The sequence below is a fragment of the Sulfurovum sp. TSL6 genome, assembly GCF_019972115.1.
GTDB lineage: Bacteria > Campylobacterota > Campylobacteria > Campylobacterales > Sulfurovaceae > Sulfurovum.
In genome coordinates this window covers 115240-134334 of the sequence record NZ_BPFJ01000001.1, presented here as the reverse complement: position 1 = coordinate 134334, position 19095 = coordinate 115240, and the positions used below count along the sequence as shown (strand labels likewise).

19 protein-coding genes are annotated in these 19095 nt (G+C 38.7%); 15 read left to right on the top strand and 4 right to left on the bottom strand.

What is annotated here, in order from left to right; genetic code table 11:
- Window positions 1-18: 18 nt before the first annotated feature.
- Window positions 19-1164, bottom strand: a complete 1146-nt coding sequence (locus LDM93_RS00600; protein WP_223889944.1) for an aminoacetone oxidase family FAD-binding enzyme — start codon at window positions 1162-1164, stop codon at window positions 19-21.
- Window positions 1165-1258: 94 nt separating this feature from the next.
- Between LDM93_RS00600 and LDM93_RS00595 the strand changes: the two genes are divergently transcribed.
- The 5 genes from LDM93_RS00595 (at window position 1259) to LDM93_RS00575 (ending at window position 3296) form a co-directional block, all read left to right on the top strand.
- Entirely contained in the window at window positions 1259-1612 is a 354-nt protein-coding gene (locus LDM93_RS00595) for a hypothetical protein (RefSeq protein ID WP_223889943.1), read from the top strand.
- A gap of 45 nt (window positions 1613-1657) precedes the next feature.
- Complete coding sequence (locus LDM93_RS00590) at window positions 1658-1924, top strand: hypothetical protein (protein WP_223891028.1); 267 nt, start codon at window positions 1658-1660, stop codon at window positions 1922-1924.
- On the top strand, window positions 1831-2043 hold the full coding sequence (locus LDM93_RS00585) for a C40 family peptidase (RefSeq protein ID WP_223891013.1): 213 nt from the start codon (window positions 1831-1833) through the stop codon (window positions 2041-2043). The genes LDM93_RS00590 and LDM93_RS00585 overlap by 94 nt, the downstream gene beginning before the upstream one ends.
- Before the next feature lie 221 nt (window positions 2044-2264).
- Window positions 2265-2435: a hypothetical protein gene (locus LDM93_RS00580; RefSeq protein ID WP_223889942.1), complete on the top strand. Its 171-nt coding sequence runs from the start codon at window positions 2265-2267 to the stop codon at window positions 2433-2435.
- A gap of 33 nt (window positions 2436-2468) precedes the next feature.
- The gene (locus tag LDM93_RS00575) at window positions 2469-3296 is read left to right on the top strand and encodes a DUF89 domain-containing protein (RefSeq protein ID WP_223889941.1); all 828 of its coding nucleotides are present in this window, start codon (window positions 2469-2471) and stop codon (window positions 3294-3296) included.
- 10 nt (window positions 3297-3306) lie between these two features.
- Here the strand turns inward: LDM93_RS00575 and ruvA are convergent, their stop codons facing one another.
- Window positions 3307-3864, bottom strand: coding sequence for a Holliday junction branch migration protein RuvA (ruvA, locus tag LDM93_RS00570; protein WP_223889940.1), 558 nt, complete (start codon window positions 3862-3864; stop codon window positions 3307-3309).
- Window positions 3865-4000: 136 nt separating this feature from the next.
- On the opposite strand from ruvA, the gene murJ reads away from it, so the two are divergent.
- Window positions 4001-5407 carry a murein biosynthesis integral membrane protein MurJ gene (gene murJ, locus LDM93_RS00565; protein WP_223889939.1) on the top strand — a complete coding sequence of 469 codons (1407 nt, stop codon included), beginning with the start codon at window positions 4001-4003 and terminating at the stop codon, window positions 5405-5407.
- A gap of 66 nt (window positions 5408-5473) precedes the next feature.
- Here the strand turns inward: murJ and LDM93_RS00560 are convergent, their stop codons facing one another.
- Window positions 5474-6964 (bottom strand): 4Fe-4S binding protein, encoded by a 1491-nt coding sequence (locus LDM93_RS00560; protein ID WP_223889937.1) that lies wholly within the window; start codon window positions 6962-6964, stop codon window positions 5474-5476.
- A 10-nt stretch (window positions 6965-6974) separates the two neighbouring features.
- The gene (locus LDM93_RS00555; protein WP_223889935.1) at window positions 6975-9107 is read right to left on the bottom strand and encodes a TonB-dependent receptor; all 2133 of its coding nucleotides are present in this window, start codon (window positions 9105-9107) and stop codon (window positions 6975-6977) included.
- A 183-nt stretch (window positions 9108-9290) separates the two neighbouring features.
- Here LDM93_RS00555 and cysS point away from each other — a divergent pair, with 183 nt between their 5' ends.
- The 9 genes from cysS (at window position 9291) to LDM93_RS00510 (ending at window position 19015) form a co-directional block, all read left to right on the top strand.
- A complete protein-coding gene (gene cysS / locus LDM93_RS00550; RefSeq protein ID WP_223889934.1) occupies window positions 9291-10700 on the top strand; it encodes a cysteine--tRNA ligase in 1410 nt (469 codons plus the stop codon).
- On the top strand, window positions 10700-12403 hold the full coding sequence (locus LDM93_RS00545; protein WP_223889933.1) for an ABC transporter ATP-binding protein: 1704 nt from the start codon (window positions 10700-10702) through the stop codon (window positions 12401-12403). Before cysS ends, LDM93_RS00545 begins: the two co-directional genes overlap by 1 nt.
- A gap of 1 nt (window position 12404) precedes the next feature.
- A complete protein-coding gene (locus tag LDM93_RS00540; RefSeq protein WP_223889932.1) occupies window positions 12405-12908 on the top strand; it encodes a hypothetical protein in 504 nt (167 codons plus the stop codon).
- Between the two features lie 42 nt (window positions 12909-12950).
- Window positions 12951-14015, top strand: a complete 1065-nt coding sequence (locus LDM93_RS00535; protein ID WP_223889931.1) for a quinone-dependent dihydroorotate dehydrogenase — start codon at window positions 12951-12953, stop codon at window positions 14013-14015.
- A 68-nt stretch (window positions 14016-14083) separates the two neighbouring features.
- Window positions 14084-15340 carry a pitrilysin family protein gene (locus LDM93_RS00530; protein WP_223889930.1) on the top strand — a complete coding sequence of 419 codons (1257 nt, stop codon included), beginning with the start codon at window positions 14084-14086 and terminating at the stop codon, window positions 15338-15340.
- 10 nt (window positions 15341-15350) lie between these two features.
- Entirely contained in the window at window positions 15351-16244 is an 894-nt protein-coding gene (dapA, locus tag LDM93_RS00525) for a 4-hydroxy-tetrahydrodipicolinate synthase (RefSeq protein WP_223889929.1), read from the top strand.
- A gap of 1 nt (window position 16245) precedes the next feature.
- The gene (locus LDM93_RS00520) at window positions 16246-17025 is read left to right on the top strand and encodes an enoyl-ACP reductase (protein WP_223889927.1); all 780 of its coding nucleotides are present in this window, start codon (window positions 16246-16248) and stop codon (window positions 17023-17025) included.
- A 191-nt stretch (window positions 17026-17216) separates the two neighbouring features.
- Complete coding sequence (gene pgsA, locus LDM93_RS00515; RefSeq protein ID WP_223889925.1) at window positions 17217-17777, top strand: CDP-diacylglycerol--glycerol-3-phosphate 3-phosphatidyltransferase; 561 nt, start codon at window positions 17217-17219, stop codon at window positions 17775-17777.
- An 89-nt stretch (window positions 17778-17866) separates the two neighbouring features.
- A complete protein-coding gene (locus LDM93_RS00510) occupies window positions 17867-19015 on the top strand; it encodes an OprD family porin (protein ID WP_223889924.1) in 1149 nt (382 codons plus the stop codon).
- The last annotated feature ends 80 nt before the right edge of the window (window positions 19016-19095 follow it).

Sequence of the window (19095 nt, the reverse complement as noted above, 5' to 3'; positions counted from 1 at the left end):
AAATAATGCTAACTTACACTATTTTTCCTTAGTAGATATATGTTTTGCACAACTGTAAGCACTTGAAAATGCCCACTGAAAATTGTAACCTCCAAGTCTCCCTGTTACATCCAGAACTTCACCTATGAAGTAAAGGCCATCCTCTTTCTTACTCATCATTGTACTGCTTTCTACTTCAGATGTCTCCACTCCGCCCTTTGTCACTTCCGCTTTAGCATAACCAAAAGTTCCTGCAGGTGCAAAGCTGTAGTGACTTAAGATTTGAAGCTTCTCCAGTTCCTGTGCTGTAAGCTGGTAAAAAGGTTTGTCTTCGAGCCGGAATTGTAATAAAAATGCCTTGCTAACACGCTTTGGCATAGGCAAAAGTGAAGATATCTGTTTTTTGCTTCCCTGTACACTTTTCCAAGAAAAATTTGGCAAAAAATCAATCTCTATCTTCCCTTTTTCCCAGTAAAGAGAAGCATCCAGTACAGCAGGGCCACTCATCCCCTTGTGTGCAAAAAGTAAAGCACCTTCACACACGTTATCTCCTACGTGTATTTTCACATCCGTTGAAACTCCGGAGAGTTCTTTAAAAAAAAATTGCTCCTTTTGTACCGTAAAACCTACCAGGGCTGGAGCAGTCTTCACCACCGTATGTCCAAATGCCTCTGCGATCTCATACCCTATGCTGCTTGCACCTATCTTAGGATAACTCAACCCGCCCGAAGCGACCACTACTGCTTTTGCCGTATGTGTTTTTTTATTTGTCTTGACATAAAATACCTCATCACGCTTTGTGACTTCCAAAACCTCTTCAGAGGTACAGAGTGTCTGTTTTTTACTCTCTTTTAGAAAAATATCCAACAACTCTTTAGCAGAGTCTCTACAAAAATACTGTGTCTCTTTTCTCAGTACAGGATGCAGATTTTGTCTCTCCAGCCATCGTAAAAGTGCCTGTTCATTAAATTTTTTTAAGGGCTCTTGTACAAAGTTTGTATCACCCAGAAAGTACTGTGTGCCCATGCGACTGTTGGTAATATTACATTTACCTCCGCCTGAGACAAGTATCTTCGCACCCGGCTTGGGGTTGGACTCTATGATAGTAGCTGTGTTTTTAGGCAATAGAGATGCAAGCATCAGTGCACTTGCTCCTCCACCTATAATGATGATATTATGATCCATGGAACGTATTATATCCTATTAGACCCCTAACTAAATACGGCTACACATAAAGTACACATACAGATATTACAATAGGTGCAAAAAAGGTATTTTAATGAAAAAAATCGTCGTTCTACCACTCCTCATTGTTTCTCTCACTTCTCTCTCTTTTTGCGCAGAAAAGTATGATACAAAAGCATTTCGAACCGTACAAAAACTGTGTACCTCCTGTCACGGTACGCCATTCTATATGGCCAAACAGGTAGATGAGGACGACTGGGAATTCTATTTCGAAACTTCGGGTAAACTTGAAAAAATACACAAAGATAAACCTGAAGCGCTTACAAACCTAAAAAGTTCGCTTTTCCAAGATCGTAAAAAACGTCTCTTAAAATTCTTTATAGACAATTCAAAATTTTCCGGTTCGGTACATGGATGTGATGCGAACTTCTGCGGTACGGTTCACTAGCAAATATTCATTCATATTTTTGTACTCTAGTATCAGAAAATATGAATGAAATTTCCAGACATAGATCAAAATATAGTGCACAAGCAAAAAATCATCTCTTATTTTTTCTTAATCTTTAATGGAAGAAGTGCAGGAAAAAATGCGCTTCCGTTTTGGAGATACAAAATTCCTCTGATTGTCTATGCTCCGGATATTATCAAACCAAACAAGGTCAAGCCATTGAGAGAGATGAACTGCAAAAAGGAGATCTACTCTTCTTTCTCACTGATAAAAAAAGAGGGATTCCTATCACTCACGTGGGTATCTACATAGGCAATGGAAAGTTTATCCATGCTGCCTCTAAAAAGCAAGGCATCATTATATCACCTCTAACCCATAGAAGCTATGCCAAAACATTTGTCTCCGCTAGACGGATCATACAAAAAACATAACATATCTTAGTTGCCATTTTAATAAGACATCCTTTACCACACACTCATACAGTAATCAAAAAGAAGATGAGTCAAGAATTCAGTGAATATCAAACTTGGATATAATATTTGGTCAAACTACTGCTGTTTTACTGTATCAATATTGATAGAGAATATAAGTAATAAAAACAAGATATTTAAAGCTTGAAACTTTATAATTAGTTACATAACAAAGGCTAAATATGAAAACAATTGAAGAACTGGAAAAAGAGCTAGAAAATGCTCATAAAATAATAAATGAATTGACTGAGAAAGATGAAGAAAAATGTAAAATTAGGATTATACATATAGTTGCTTGGATCTTAGGTGGATTTCTAAGCTACCTTGCATTCATTTACATTCTTTCTAACTAAATCTTTGTGAGCATCATTTGAAGGATATGTGACATGAATATCAAACCTGACTGTTTATCCTGTTTATTTGATCAAGCCCTCAGGGTGACTAAACTTTTGAAACTTGATGATGACACAAGTAAAAAAGTGTTCAATAAAACTGCACAGGTTCTAATGGACCATACTATGTCTAGTACTCCTCCACAGATCGCAAGGGATATTTATCAGGCCATATCTGATGTCACTGGAGAGAAAGATCCCGTAGCCCTTGCAAAAGCATATGCTACCGAACAAGCATTAAACATAGATACCTCTTGCATATACACCATTCCCGATGCACTTAAAATGGCCGTTATCGGGAATGTCATTGATTTTGGAGCGCAAGAGCAGTTAGATCTGGACGAAATGATCCAATATCATTTACATAAAAAATTTGCCATCGATGATACTGAAAACTTCATCAGAGAATTACAGCATGCTAAAGAGATGGTACTCCTCGCTGATAATGTTGGAGAACATATTTTCGACAAACTGCTGATAGAGACCATTAAAAAGCATTATGATATCACTGTCCACTACTTTGTCAGAGGCAAACCCATCATCAATGATGTCACTCTCAAAGAGGGACAACTACTCAAAGATTGTGCCCACATTGTCGATACAGGTGTGAGAACACCAGGTTTTGATCTTGAAGAAGCCAGCAGTATCTCAAAAAAGATCTTTGATCGTGCAGATATCGTACTTTCCAAAGGGATGGGTAACTTTGAAAGTCTCTATAATGTCGCCAAACGTCCCATCTATTTTCTTTTTGTTGTCAAGTGTTCTGTCGTAGCAGAAGAAATAGGACACAATGTCAAAGAACTGGTATTTACAAGAGTATAAACCGATACGCCTATAGTCTCTGTAACTTTTTCAATCCCTCTTTAACCAATGTACTCGTATCACCACTGCACCCGTGCAATGCTTTTTGAATGGCATCTTTTTTAAATCCTAAACTCTCAAGAGCCATCGTTGCTTCATTTAACGCGCCACTGTTCTCATTCTCCTCGTGACCATCTACTATAAAGTCAGCCAATTCAACCAAGATACGGCCCGCTGCCTTAGGCCCAATGCCAGGTACACGCTTGAGCATACTGACATCTTTGGAAGCAACTACTTTTGCAAAAGTGGTAGGCGTAAAAGTGGAACAGATAGCCAGTCCTACTTTAGGCCCTACCCCGTTTATCTTCAAGACAGTGTCAAACATCTTTTGTTCATTTCTATCCATAAATCCAAAAAGAAGATTGGCATCTTCACGTATGACCTGTGTCACAAACAGTTTGGTTTTTTTGTCTGTTATAGCATTTGATGTATGAAGAGAAACCATCACTTCATAGATCAATCCGTTCACATTCAGATGAACAAAAGTGGGCTCTTTTCTTTCTACTGTACCTTCTATACCTACTATCATATCTACCCTCATTTATTTAAGTGTTCAAAGTATATCAAGTGTTTAAGTTCAAATGGATAAATATGTCAAATTGACATGTTTTTAATTCATATCAACATTACGCTAAAATACATTTAATTTAAAATTAAAGAAAACTATGCGACTTAAATCCATCTTCACCAACAGTTTTGGTATCTTATTTTCACGTGTTACAGGTCTAGGACGTGATGTACTTATGGCTTCAGCCCTCGGTGCTTCCATGTGGAGTGATATGTTTTTCGTTGCCTTCAAACTGCCTAACCTTTTTCGTCGTATCTTTGCAGAGGGTGCATTTACACAGGCATTTATGCCCTCATTTGTCGCTTCCAAGCACAAGGGTGTCTTTGCCACAGCGATCTTTTTACGATTTCTTCTCTTTTTGATGGCTTTTTCCCTGCTCATCACCTTTTTTCCTGAACCGATCACGAAACTTTTGGCTTTGGGTTGGGGAAGAGAACTGATAGCCAAAACATCTCCACTGACCGCGATAAACTTTTGGTACCTGGACCTCATCTTTATCGTCACTTTCTTAGCCACGCTTTTACAGTACAAGAACCATTTCGCTACGACAGCCATGTCAACAGCCCTGCTCAATATCTCCATGATAGCCGCACTCTACATTTATATGAAAGAGGACCCAAAAACCGTCGCGTATGCACTCAGTTTTGCAGTACTCATCGGTGGAGGCCTACAGGTAGCAGCCCATCTTCTCACACTCAACAAGCTGAACCTCCATAGGATCCTTGTAGGGGGATGGAAATACAGGAAAAGCAAAGATGTTGAGGAAGAGAAGAAGCATTTCCAGTCTCTATTTTTGCCCGGAATTCTGGGGAATTCCACCCCTCAGATCTCTGCGTTTATAGACACGCTTTTGGCAACCTTCCTCATGACAGGTTCTGTCTCTTATCTCTTTTATGCCAACCGTGTCTTCCAGCTTCCTCTTGCCATCATTGCTATCGCTACAGCTACTGTACTTTTCCCTTCTGTCTCAAAAGCCCTTAAAAACAAAAATGAAACAGAGGCGTATAAAAACTTGAACCAAGCTTTTTGGTTACTTTCATTTTTGCTAGGCGCTGCAATGGTTGGCGGTATCTTACTGGCCGAACCTATCGTATGGTTGCTCTTTGAGAGAGGAAAATTTACAAGCGTGCAAACACTCGAAACGGTAAGCGTACTTCAAATGTATATGGTAGGCTTGCTTCCTTTTGGACTTGCAAAACTTTTTTCTCTTTTTCTCTATGCCTCACATAGACACCTCAAAGCCGCTAAAATTGCCGTTTACTCCTTGGTTACCTCTGTAACATTTTCACTGATACTCATGCACCCTCTTGGTGCTTCTGGTCTAGCATTGGCTGGAAGTATAGGTGGATGGGTGCTTTTTATCCTCACCGTGAAAGAGGTTGGTACAGATAAATTTATGGAAATCATAAGATCAAAAAGATCTCTTTATTTACTTATAGGAATGATACTGTTTTCTTTATTACTCTATGCAATAAATCAAATGTTATTGGGGTATATACGATAAATGTTTCCAAGCTAAAGAAAAGAGACTTTAGCTTTTTGATTTTGTTCTTCTACCGTAAGACAGGTGTTACGTTTTTTTCATTCCTCCACCACATTTACCGGCTGTACATTTCATCACTGCTGTTTCTTTTTTTACAGGTTTAGCTGCACTATGATTTTCATGATGACCTCTTTTTGCCATACCATATGTTTTAAACACATAAGCACTATAGAGATTTGTTGACAAATAAAGTGTGATAAGTGAAGAAGCAAAGACAAAAGCTATGCTCTTCTTCAGCTTTGTTGCGTTGAAAGACTTCATTCTTTTTGCCAGGATCAGATACCCCCATAGTACAGCGATATAAGGAATCACATCAAAGATATGTAACCAGGCATCTCTTCTTGAAGCCAGGTTTTCAACCGGAGCCACTTCTAAACCAAATCCATAAATGAAACCATTGGCTATATCTGCATAATTGTGTGTAAAGAAACTATGTATCAAGTGCGCCAATCCACCAATAAGGAACAAAGGGGCAAAGGCATAACCTAATGTATAAAACGTCTTGTCAAAAGGTGCTTTTAACACCTTTGAAGCCACAAACATTCCGATATAGACAATACCTGTCGCAAATAATGTAGCATAGATAAATGCAAACAGTCCGACTGCATCGAGTGTACCAAAGTCTATATACTGTTGTACAAACACTGCAGTTTTCGACCAGATAAATTCATCTGCAATAGCTGAACGATTAAGACCATGGTGAAAGCTCATCGTAATGGAAATGGCCGCAGTAATGAGTATAAATGCCCACACTTCTACTTTATTGAACTTGAATTTTTCAAACAATGACCGTGAAGGTTTCGTAAACCTAAAAGCAACAGAATCACAGGCACTGCTACAATCCATACAAAGTGTACAGTCATCCATGGAGTTTTTATTATCAAAAGAAAATGGATTGAGGTTGTAAGAACAAGCAACTGCACAATCCAATGTTTTACAACTGTTGCAATCTTCTTTATACGTACCCAACTCCGTAAATGACACTTTTGCATAGGCTTTTGTCAAAGTTCCAATAGGACAGATATATTTACAATAGCTCATATCTTTATAAAGATAATACATCACAAAAGCAACCAATGTAATACCAGTAAAAAGCCAAGCTGTGGCAAGTGGTACTTTCCAGAATCCAGGTACCGTATAGTAGATGGCCCACCATCCAAAAAAAAGAATGAAAATACCGATAAATCTATTTTTCAAAAAGTGTGGCATCTCTTTTTTAAGACCGAATTTAGTGATATATTTCCCTAAAAATCCATGAGGACAGATACCGCAAAAAATTCTACCAAAGGTAGTAAGTGTCACCACTATAAAAAGGGACCAAAAAAGCCCCCAGAAGAGATGCTGAGTAAAGATATTTTCCTCACCAGGATCAGAAAATCCCATATATACACCGTAAATGAAGAGAGCAAGAACACAGAGTTTCAATGCCATCAAGAATGTTTGGTTTTTAAATAAAAATCCTAGTACGAGCATGCCGTATATATCATTTCTATCTCTAGTTTCTTTGAACTCCACCATCTATTCTCCTTTAAAAATCATAACTGTAAGTCACCATGAAACTTTGAGGTGCTGCTGCTTTATATGACACATTTCCATTCGCATCTTTTGAAGCCTGCATTGCATAATACTCGTTTGTCAAGTTTCTTACATTTAACTGTATATTATGCGCTTGATATTCATACCCTATCATCAGGTCAGTGACAAAGTCATACCCTTCATACTTTTGGGTATTTGCATTATCCATATAGTAACTTCCCCAGCTTTTTGTCGTCACTCTTGCTTTAAATCCGTTTTCCATTCTATATGCTGCAAACAGAGAGTATTGGTTTTTAGGGATATAAGGCAAGGTGTTACCATCTCTTGATACCCATTCTGCACCACCACCATAGCCTACCTGCTCCTCAAATGTAACAAATTCAAAATCACTATAGGCATAAGAACCACCTAAGTCCAATTCATTTGAAACTCTATAAACACTATTAAGTTCTAAACCTCTTTTTCTTGTTTTACCAGCATTATCATAAATGACATTACCATCTGCATCTTGGATCTGTATGATCTCATCATCTACATCATTTTGATAGATTGCCAAATCTAATGAAAGATTGTTTGTTCTCGTTTTAAGACCAATTTCATAATTTACATTTGTACTTTTATCAAGTGAAATCCCTTGATCTTGCGCCGATTCAATCTCACTTCCCGTAGGCGCTTGGTTCGCTGTAGCAACAGATGCATACATATTGGTTGTGTCTGTTAGTTTGTATATCGCCCCAAGTTTTGCAGAAAAGAGATTATATGTTTTATCTATACTGTAAAGTCCAGCACCAGTGACATAATCTTTTGCTCCATAATCATAAGCCGTTATCTCATTTCCACTGATATCTATCTTTAATTTATCAACTCTTGTACTCATATCTATAGTGATATCTTCAGTTAGAGAAAATGTTTCCATCAAATACAGACCATAAAGTGTTGTCGTACTATCTTCTATTTGTGCCAGATCACCTTTATTATTTGATTCAGTATTTCCGATTACAGTTCTAGTCCTTGGACCACTGGAAGTATAATATGTTTCATCAACATAATTTAAATCTGCATACTCATACTTTTTGGCATCATTAGTTATATCCGTTTTATATGTTACACCTGCCACAAGGATTGCTTCCTTATCAAATACTTTATGATTATAGTTAAGTTCCAAATCAGTTCCATACACACTGTTGTCATCACTGTCATTGATCAAACCTGTTACAGGGTGAAAATGTTCCCACGTGTTAAAGTAAAATCTTGGTTTCAAGAGTAGATCACCGATCTCTTTTTCATATTTGGTATTGAAAGAAAGGATTTTAGAATCTCTTGCACTATGCTGCCATTGGGCATCTGTATCATGTTGTTCTCCCGTTTCTTTAAAGATTTCAAATTCCTCTTCTGTCATGGATGTTGGAATGTTCATATTTGATTCTGTATAAGAAACTTCTGTCTCCAATGTAGCCTCATCTTCAAAGATATGACCATGTTTTAAACTCACTTGCGTCGAATCAAAATCATTGTTATCTCTCCAGTCATTGTCAAGTTCACGTTGAGAAAAAGTCAAAGAAGCAAAATCATTCTCTCCAAGTTGACCACGAACTTTTAGATTGACATTTTTTTGTCCATCATCACCCACACCAATTTTGATTCTGTCATCTCCCTCTTGAAAGACAGATTTTGTTACAAGCTGGATTACACCACCAGTTGCATTTGCAGCATTGATAGAACCTGGACCTTTTTGAACCTCTATACTAGACACATCTTGCATATCTATAAAATCAAATCTTGTAAATGAATCCGGATCCGTCATAGGAACCCCATCTTTCATCACCATGATCTCTCTTACACCATATCTAGCTTTGAGTCCTGCTCCCCTGATAATTAGTCTAGGACTTGGTGAATTGGTTGATGACTCTGCATTTACCCCTGGTATATTTTCGATAGCTTCCTGGATATTCAAGATATTTTTATCTTCTATCGTTTGCTCATCTACCACAACAATTGACTGCGACACATCCTTTGTTGGTGTTGCGATCTTTGTTGCTGTAACACTCACAGCCTCAAGACTAACCTCTTCTGCGTTCATTGATGATAAAGCCAGTAGCGTTATTAATGAATATTTGATTTTCATATCTTCCCTTGTTATATTTAGTGATGAAAGTTTATAGGCCTTGTGTTAATTATGTGTTAACCTTTACTCTAAAACCAAAAAATATAAAATAGACAGTTTAATCTATAAATATTGTGCGTATCTCTTCTAATTAACTTTTAGCTATAATCACAACACTACATATTTTAAGGGCTATCGATTATTATGCACATCTATGACAGCGTACAAAAAACAAAACTTCCTTTTGAACCCATCCGTAAAGGAGAAGCAAGCATCTATGTCTGCGGGCCTACAGTGTATGATGATGCGCATTTAGGCCATGCACGCAGCAGCCTCTCTTTTGACCTTCTTTCGCGTACGCTCAAAGCCCTTAACTACAAAGTCACACTGGGCAAGAACTTTACCGACATTGATGACAAGATCATCAAAAAAGTAGAAGAGACAGGCAAAAGCATGGAAGAGCTCACCTCTTTTTACATTGACCGCTACCTTGAAGAGATGGCAGAACTTGGCATACATCGTCCTGACATCGAACCCAAAGCCACAGAGTCCCTACAGGCGATAGAAAACATGATACAGACACTCATCGACAAGGACATAGCGTATGTCATTTCCACAGGTGATGTCTACTTTGATACCAGTAAAGATACCCATTATGGAGAGATATCACACCAGGTGGGTGAAGATGAGGACAACCAAAGCCGTGTAGCACACACTTCAGAAAAAAGAAATCCTAAAGACTTTGCACTCTGGAAAGCGTGTAAAGGAAATGAGGATATCTGTTTTGAAACACCCTTCTCTTCAGGTCGTCCAGGTTGGCACATCGAATGTTCTGCGATGATAGAAAAACACTTTGCGCATGAGCATGGTACGCAGGAGTACAGTATAGACATCCACGCAGGCGGTGCTGACCTGCTTTTCCCTCACCATGAAAATGAAGCAGCCCAAAGCCGCTGTGCTACAGGACATGAACTCGCAAAATACTGGATGCATAATGGTTTTGTACAAATAGATGGTGAAAAAATGAGTAAATCTTTAGGAAACAGTTTCTTTCTCAAAGATGCACTCAAAGTTTATGACGGAGAAGTCCTGCGCTACTACCTCAACTCTGTCCATTATAGAAATGATTTTAATTTCAATGAAGAAGATCTGCTCACTTCCAAAAAAAGACTGGACAAGATCTACAGACTTAAAAAACGTGTCAGCCCGGGTAAAGCTTCTACAGTCAACAAAACATTCAAAAAAGCACTCTTGGATGCGATGAGTGATGACCTCAATATCTCTATAGCCCTTGCCGTAATAGATGAAATGGTAGCTGCAACGAATGATGTCTTAGATAACAATCCAAAAGACAAAGCCCTAAAAAAAGAGACTTTAGCAAACATCGATTTTATCGATACACTGCTTGGTTTTGGAGGGAAAGAGCCTTTCTCTTATTTTCAAATAGGTGTCGATGAAGCACTTAAAATACAGATAGAAACACTACTCTCTGAGCGCAGTGAAGCCAAAAAAGAAAAGAACTTTGAACGTTCAGATGCCATCCGTGATGAACTCATAGCACTAGGTATATCGATCATGGATACGCCTGATGGTACACTTTGGGAAAAAGCCTAATGAAAGACCTTCTCAAACAGTATCTACCCTATCTTGCAGGGTATAAAAGAGAGTTTTTCTTTGCCATACTGGGGATGATCGCTGTTGCGATCGGTACTGCGGGAACAGCCCAACTTATTAAGCCCGTACTGGATGATGTCTTCATCAATAAAGACAGAGAGATGCTTCTACTTATGCCTTTTGCCCTTGTGGGTGTCTTTGCACTCAAAGGGTTAGGAAGATATATACAAACCTACTATACCTCTTACATCGGCCAAGATGTCGTGCGAAGACTACGAGACCAACTTGTTTCTCATCTCACATACCTGGATATGGAATTTTTCAGAAAGACACATTCCGGAGAGATACTCTCTCGTACAACAAATGATATAGCACGTATTCAAACGGTTGTTGCCAACATCATTCCCGATCTTATTCGAGAAACCATGATCATTATTGCATTGACCGGGTATGTTATTTATCAAAATCCTAAACTTGCATTTTATTTTTTATTTATCATGCCATTGGCGATATTTCCTCTTACCAAGCTTGCTAAAAAAATGCGTAAATACTCTAAACTTTCACAGGAAAGTACGGCTGATATGACAACAAGACTGAATGAAATACTTTCTAACATTGAAGTAATTAAGTCCAATTCAAGTCAAGTCTATGAAGAGAAACGTTTTCAAAAAGACAATCAAAGTGTCTTTAGATTTCTTATGAAACAGGTGAAGACAAATGCTTTGACATCACCGATAATGGAAACACTCGGTGCGGTGGCTATAGGTATTGTCATCTACATTGGAGGGAAAGAGGTCATAGACGGACATATGACAGTAGGTTCATTTTTTGCTTTTGCTACTGCCCTCTTTATGCTTTATGATCCAGTAAAACGTCTTTCATCTCTTTACAACAAAGCACAGGATGCCATCACTGCCAATACACGTATGCATGAACTACTTGATACAAAACCTACTATCACCTCAGGGTTAAAAGAACTTACAGACCCTATAGAAACCATCACTTTGGAAAATGTTTCGCTAAATTATGATCATATACCTGCCCTAAAGCATATCACACTCCAAGCAAAAAAAGGACAATCCATCGCATTGGTTGGTGACAGTGGTGCAGGTAAAAGTTCATTGGTCAATCTACTTGTACGATTTTATGATCCAAGTTCGGGGAAAATTCTTATCAACGATACCGATCACAAAGAGTTTAGCCTCATTTCTTTACACAAAAAGATCTCTTATGTAACACAACGTATCTATATCTTCAACGATACCATTGCAGCCAATGTTGCCTATGGTGAAGGTATAGATGAAGCACGCGTGGCAGAGGCACTAGAGAAAGCATACGCTATGGAGTTTATAAACAAATTGGATGATGGTATCCATACACTTCTCTCAGAAAGTGGTGACAATCTCTCTGGAGGACAAAGACAGCGTATCGCATTAGCACGTGCACTCTATAAAAACCCGGATATTCTCATACTGGATGAAGCCACCTCTGCGCTGGATAACAAAAGTGAAGCGCTTATACAAAAAGCCTTGCATGAACTCAAACCAGAAATGGTCACCTTTACTGTGGCACATAGATTGAGTACCATAGAAGATGCCGATACCATCCTGGTATTCCAAGAGGGAGAGATCATCTGCAGAGGATCACATCAAACCTTGTTGCAAGAGTGTCCTACCTATCAAAAATTATCAGGGAGTTTATAATATGTTAAGATCCACCCTCCTCTTTACTTTTTTATTTACAATACTTTTTGCACAACAGGAGAGTGAACAATTTCCTTTCATAGGAGCAACCCTCTCCACTCATGTCATAGATTTGAAATCTATAGACCAAACATCCAGCCAAAATGAAACTGTTCTGGGATTTCGCTATGGTAAACAAACCCTGGATTGGCGTACGGTCTTTACACTCTCCGGTAATAATGATCTTCAAACTTTTGGAGTGGAAATAGATAAAATACTCCTTGATGAACTCTTCGGAACACCGAAACTCAGACCTTATCTTGGTGCTACTATCGGATATCTTCACTATGATGAGGACGCTTCTTTAGAGAGTGATGGGTTTTACTATGGAGGGAATTTTGGATTCCTGATCTATGCCACAGCCACTGTGGATGTAGATCTTTCCTATCACTACTATAAGGTATCAGGTCTAGATCCACTCGATACCATGCAAGGTGCAAGCCTCTCTTTACATTACTTTTTTTGATTATTTTGCTATAATAAACGCACTATAATTATGGAGTATCCTTTGTCACTTTTTTCTTACCAAAACCTCAAAAAAATACTTTTTAAACTTGATCCGGAAACCGCACATACTGTTGCTGGTCTTGGACTCAGAGCTATTGCCCATTCTCCTTCACTTCTACGTTTTGTGAAAAACCAAAACTTTATTACCCATCCTATGCTCCAACAGGAGTTCTTTGGACGTACATTTCAGAATCCTGTAGGTTTGGGGGCAGGTTTTGACAAAAACGGCCAATACATCACAGCCATGCCCACGATGGGATTTGGATTTACTGAGATAGGTACAGTCACACCACGTCCTCAAGATGGTAATGCAAAACCAAGACTCTTTAGACTTATTGAAGACAACTCCATACAAAATGCCATGGGCTTTAACAACAAAGGCAGCCACTACATGCTGCAGCGTCTTAAAAAACTCTACTTTTTTGACTATCCTATAGGCATAAACATCGGGAAGAATAAACTCACATCTGAAGATGATGCCTTAGATGACTATGAAACACTATTTAAAGCATTTAAAGATTATGGTGACTACATTGTGATCAATATCTCTTCTCCAAATACGCCGGGTCTGAGAGATCTGCAAAATGAAGCATTTATCAATGCTATCTTTAAAATGGCCAAAGAGATCACTACTCAGCCTGTACTGCTTAAAATTGCTCCGGACATGGAACCCGAAGATGCTATTGTTCTTTGTAAAACAGCGGTAGAAGCAGGTGCTGCAGGGATCATCGCTACCAATACAACCATAGATTACTCTTTAACACCGCATGCCAAAGACTTCGGCGGTATTTCAGGTGCATTGCTTACAGAAAAGTCGTACCAGCTCTTCAAGGCCATAGGAAAAGAACTCTATGGCAAAACCCTGCTCATCTCTGTAGGGGGTATAGACTCTGCAGAAGAGGCTTACAAACGTATCAAAGCCGGTGCCTCTTTGGTACAGGTTTACAGTATGCTTGTCTACAGAGGTCCGGCATTGATCAAAGAGATCAATGAAGGTTTAATTAAACTCTTACAAAAAGATGGTTATAAACATATCAGCGAAGCCATCGGAGCAGATTACAAATGAGCCTAAAAAGCCTCAAACTATTTTCATATACATTTATCATCGGACTTATGATCACAACAGGAGTATCAATGGCCAATTCATTGCCAGAACATTTTACAAAAACACTAGACAACGGGATGCAGATCGTTGTCATCCCTATGGATAACAATTCAGGTGTTATCACTACAGATATCTACTACAAAGTAGGAAGCAGAAACGAAGTCATGGGGAAAAGCGGTATGGCCCATATGCTTGAGCATCTCTCTTTCAAATCTACCGATAAACTCGAAGAGGGTGAATTTGACACGATCGTGAAAAGCCGTGGTGGTGTCAATAACGCAGCCACCGGTTTTGACAAAACACACTATTATATTAAAACAGCCAGCAAGAACCTGGGACTCAGTCTTGACTTATTTTCTGAGCTGATGCATAACCTCAAACTCACAGATGAAGAATTTCAAAAAGAGCGTGATGTTGTTGCAGAAGAGAGACGTTTAAGAACGGACAACAATCCTATGGGTTACCTCTACTTCAGGGTCTTTAACACACACTTTACCTACCATCCTTACCATTGGCTCCCAATCGGTTTTATGCAAGATATTCTCTCATGGAAGATAGAAGATATCAGAGACTTTTATCAACGTTATTATCAACCAAATAATGCCATTTTGGTCGTGGCCGGCGATATCACCCCGGAAGAAGTGTTTAAAGAATCTGAAAAATATTTTGGACACATACAAAATAAACATACGATTCCAAAGGTCACTGCTGTTGAACCTAAAGTGGATGGTGCCAAAAGAGCCGTACTGCATAAAGAGAGTAACCAGGTGGATACGCTGGCTATTACCTATTCTATTCCTAACTATGAGCATGATGACCAGGTAGTACTTTCTGCTATCAGCCATATACTCAGTTCCGGGAAAAGTTCGCGTTTTGAAAAAACCCTGGTGAATGAGAAGCAACTGGCAAACCAGGTCTATGGATACAATATGGAACTTGCAGACCCTGGTGTTTTCCTTATTATGGCGATGTGTTCACCTCATGCATCTCTGGATACTTTGGAAAAAGAGATACTTGCTGAACTTGAAAAGATCAAAAATGGTGATGTCACACAGGCAGAACTGGACAAGGTCAAGATCAACACAAAAGCAGAATTTATCTACTCTTTAGAGAGTTCAAATTCAGTGGCAGGACTCTATGGAGACTATTATGTCAAAGGAAATATCCAGCCTTTACTTGAATATGAAGAGAAATTAGATAAAATTACGCTCAAAGATATTAGCGATGCCGCTAAAAAGTATTTTGATCACAACTTTTCAACAACTGTGATCTTGAAAAAAAACTAGGATAGTAGACATGAGTAAATATATTACTGGTGCAACCACTGCACTGATTACTCCATTTAAAAATGGTACATTGGATGAAGCAACCTTTGCGACACTTATCAAAAGACAAATTGCACATGGTATAGATGCGGTATGTCCTGTAGGAACTACAGGTGAGAGTGCGACTCTAAGTCATGATGAGCACAAAAGATGTATTGAGATAGCCGTTGAAGTATGTAAAGGTACGGAGACCAAAGTCCTCGCAGGTGCAGGTAGCAATGCTACACATGAAGCCATAGATATCGCTAAACATGCAGAAGAGTGTGGTGCTGATGCTATATTTTCTGTGAGTCCTTACTATAACAAACCAAGTCAGGAAGGACTTTATCAACACTACAAAGCCATCGCTTCTGCTGTAAAAGTACCTTTCATGCTTTATAATGTACCGGGACGTACAGGTGTAGATATCTTGCCGGACACAGTAAAAAGACTCTATGATGATGTAGAGAACATTATGGGTATTAAAGAAGCGACAGGTTCTATAGAAAGAACGGTTGAACTTTTGGCAAAAGTACCTGATCTCTATGTATTCTCAGGTGATGATGCTATCGATTTTCCTATTTTGGCAAGTGGAGGAAAAGGAATTACTTCTGTGACTTCAAACCTTTTGCCAGATATGAAAGCGGAGCTTGCTCATGCAGCGCTTAAAGGTGACTTTGTAAAATCTAAAGCCATCAATGATAAACTTTTTGAGATCAACAAAGTGCTTTTCTGTGAAAGCAACCCTATTCCTATCAAAGCTGCGATGTATATTGCAGGACTGATCGATACACTGGAATACAGATTGCCACTTGTACCGCCAAGTAGTAAGAATATGAAAAAAATCGAAGAAGTTATGAAAAAATACAATATAGTAGGAGCGTAATATGTCAGAAATGAAAGGTAAAACACTTGTCATCACAGGTGCAACCAAAGGTATCGGTAAAGCCGTAGCCGAAAAATTTGCTCAAAACGGTGTAAATATCGCATTTACTTACAACTCTAATAAAGAAGTTGCCGATGAGATCGCTAAAGATCTAGAGAGTAAATACGGTGTTAAGGCAAGAGCATACCCTCTGAACATATTAGAGCTTGATGAGTTCAAGCCTCTCTTTGAATCGATCGATAAGGACTTTGACAGAGTAGATTTCTTTGTCTCTAATGCTATGATCTACGGCCGTCCAGTCGTAGGTGGTTATGGTAAATTTATGAAACTCAGACCTGCAAAAGGTTTAACGAACATTTATACTGCAACGGTAGGAGCATTTGTACGTGGTTCACAAGAAGCCGCTGTACGTATGGAAAAAGTAGGTGGTGGTGCCATCGTAACACTGAGTTCAACCGGTAATCTTATTTACATTGAAAACTATGCAGGTCATGGTACAAATAAAGCAGCGGTTGAAGCTATGAGTCGTTATGCTGCTGTTGAACTGGGAGAAATGGGTATCAGAGTCAATGCTGTATCTGGTGGACCTATCGATACAGATGCCCTTAAAGCATTTACAAACTATGAAGAGGTCAAAGCGGAAACCATTAAACGTTCAGCAGTGAACAGAATGGGAAGTCCTGAAGACCTTGCCGGTTCTGTCTATTTCCTCTGTACAGATGAAGCATCATGGATCACAGGTCAAACCTTGGTTGTTGATGGTGGAACTACATTCCGTTAGAATAATATATTCATTATTCTATGAGTAATATAAGAATATTCAATCTATTGAACCACTAAATAACTACAAACAGTTAGATTCGCTTGCGTTTTTTTCTTTTTTGGTTACTCTTTTCTCTTTTGTCGCAGTATAAAAAAGAAAAAAGTGACAAAGAGAATCCAAAATCCAAATAGAAACTTAGGAGTAATAAGATGTCAGACTCACAAATATTTAACATCCCAAATATCTTAGCATTTATCCGTCTTCTTCTTGCTCCTGTGATGTTTCTTTTCCTAGTCAACCAGGATGCATCTATTTTTCAAAATATACATCCCTCATGGCTCAACTACTTTGCCGCCTTTATCTTTGTAGTTGCTTCAGCTACAGACTTTTTTGATGGCTATGTCGCACGTACCTTTAACCAGATCACAACCTTAGGAAAGATCCTCGACCCACTAGCAGACAAAATGCTTACTTTAGCAGGTTTTTTAGGATTGATGATGCTTGGATCTGCCTCACCTTGGGCTATCTTTCTTATACTTACCCGAGAACTGTTCATCACTGGACTAAGAGTTTCTGCTGTCAGTCAGGGTCTTGACATATCCGCATCATGGATGGGTAAAGTAAAAACAGTAGCACAGATGGTCGCTATAGGTTTTTTACTGATGCAGTGGCCGGGTGCTGAACTTCTTTTATGGACTGCTGTAGCATTAACTCTCTACTCTGGCTATGAATATGTCAGAGATTTCTTTAAACATACTTCTACACATTAAATTGATTAAAAATTAATCACATTCCCGTTTATTTTCCGTTAACGTTCATGTTACACTTACTTATCCAAATTAAAAAACAAGGAAAAAACATGAAATGGACAAAATTAAGTTTAGTAGCAGCCTTAGCTGTTAGCTCGGCAGTTGCAGGTGGAGACATTGCTCCAGTAGAACCGGTAGTTGAAGCACCGGTAGTTGAAGCAGCAGCTTGTAACAGCAAAACAACGATCAATAGTAAAGCGGTACTTTACTCTTTTACAACAGATGGTTATGGTGATTTAGATTGGTATAAGGGAGATAGCAGTGCATTAGGTGCAGCTGTGACTTTAGATGTAGCTCATAAAATAACAGATAACGTAACTGCTAACGTTACTGCAGTAGGTTTTACTAACCTTACAAGTTCTTTTGACAATCCAGATGTTTGGAATATGTTCGAAGGTGAAGAGACAGCTGCTTACCTAAACATTGCTAACATCACTGCAGCTTACGGTGATACAACTTTCGTTCTTGGTCGTCAGCTTCTTGACACGCCAATGGTTCAAAGTTTTGATTGGTTATTGGCTCCAGGTTCATTCGAAGCTTATTCAGTAGTAAATAAATCTATCTCAAACCTTACTTTAGTTGGTTCATATATTGAAGCATATAGAGCGAACGGTTTAGGTACTGACTTTGCTGAAGCTGATGGTGATAACTGGACAGTAGGTGCTGCATATAGTGATGCATTTGATGCAAGTGTTTGGTACTATAATATAGATCATTCTGACTATACTCAACTATATGCTGATACAGGTGTAGAGGTATCTGGTATTAAACTTGCTGCGCAATATGTAGAGACTGATTATGATGCAGGTGATGACTCTACAGCATATGGTATTAAAGCAGAAACAACATTAGCAGGATTTGACCTTGCAGCGGCATATGTAAAGGTTGAGGATGCAACTGCAGGATATCTTGATTGGGATGGTCTTTACACAAGTATGTGGATGACTGCTACTTCTAACACAGTTGGTGATAACTGGATGGTTTCTGCAGCAACTGAGTTCAGCGGAATTTCTGCATCTGTTGCTTATGCAGACTATGAATATGAAAATATTGGTACAGAAGGTGGATCAGAATTTGACCTTGTCTTAGGATATGGTGTGACTGATTGTATCTCTCTAGATGCTGCCTATACTATTACTGATTATGGTACAGGTGATGATGAGCAAGTTATGGAGCTTATCGCAACTTACAAATTTTAATCAAACATTGTAATCTCCAAAACCCGTTTGAATACACCACTCTCTTCGGAGAGTGTTCGGGCTACTCTCTTAAATAACTA

Bases quoted from the DNA above. Each gene is read 5' to 3' on its own strand.
- LDM93_RS00545 (WP_223889933.1), top strand. From the start codon at position 10,700: ATGAAAGACCTTCTCAAACAGTATCTACCCTATCTTGCAGGGTATAAA.
- LDM93_RS00520 (WP_223889927.1), top strand. From the start codon at position 16,246: ATGTCAGAAATGAAAGGTAAAACACTTGTCATCACAGGTGCAACCAAA.
- LDM93_RS00540 (WP_223889932.1), top strand. From the start codon at position 12,405: ATGTTAAGATCCACCCTCCTCTTTACTTTTTTATTTACAATACTTTTT.
- LDM93_RS00595 (WP_223889943.1), top strand. From the start codon at position 1,259: ATGAAAAAAATCGTCGTTCTACCACTCCTCATTGTTTCTCTCACTTCT.
- dapA (WP_223889929.1), top strand. From the start codon at position 15,351: ATGAGTAAATATATTACTGGTGCAACCACTGCACTGATTACTCCATTT.
- LDM93_RS00560 (WP_223889937.1), bottom strand. From the start codon at position 6,964: ATGGTGGAGTTCAAAGAAACTAGAGATAGAAATGATATATACGGCATG.
- LDM93_RS00530 (WP_223889930.1), top strand. From the start codon at position 14,084: ATGGCCAATTCATTGCCAGAACATTTTACAAAAACACTAGACAACGGG.
- pgsA (WP_223889925.1), top strand. From the start codon at position 17,217: ATGTCAGACTCACAAATATTTAACATCCCAAATATCTTAGCATTTATC.
- LDM93_RS00580 (WP_223889942.1), top strand. From the start codon at position 2,265: ATGAAAACAATTGAAGAACTGGAAAAAGAGCTAGAAAATGCTCATAAA.
- LDM93_RS00600 (WP_223889944.1), bottom strand. From the start codon at position 1,164: ATGGATCATAATATCATCATTATAGGTGGAGGAGCAAGTGCACTGATG.
- LDM93_RS00590 (WP_223891028.1), top strand. From the start codon at position 1,658: ATGAAATTTCCAGACATAGATCAAAATATAGTGCACAAGCAAAAAATC.
- LDM93_RS00555 (WP_223889935.1), bottom strand. From the start codon at position 9,107: ATGAAAATCAAATATTCATTAATAACGCTACTGGCTTTATCATCAATG.
- ruvA (WP_223889940.1), bottom strand. From the start codon at position 3,864: ATGATAGTAGGTATAGAAGGTACAGTAGAAAGAAAAGAGCCCACTTTT.
- LDM93_RS00575 (WP_223889941.1), top strand. From the start codon at position 2,469: ATGAATATCAAACCTGACTGTTTATCCTGTTTATTTGATCAAGCCCTC.
- cysS (WP_223889934.1), top strand. From the start codon at position 9,291: ATGCACATCTATGACAGCGTACAAAAAACAAAACTTCCTTTTGAACCC.
- LDM93_RS00510 (WP_223889924.1), top strand. From the start codon at position 17,867: ATGAAATGGACAAAATTAAGTTTAGTAGCAGCCTTAGCTGTTAGCTCG.
- murJ (WP_223889939.1), top strand. From the start codon at position 4,001: ATGCGACTTAAATCCATCTTCACCAACAGTTTTGGTATCTTATTTTCA.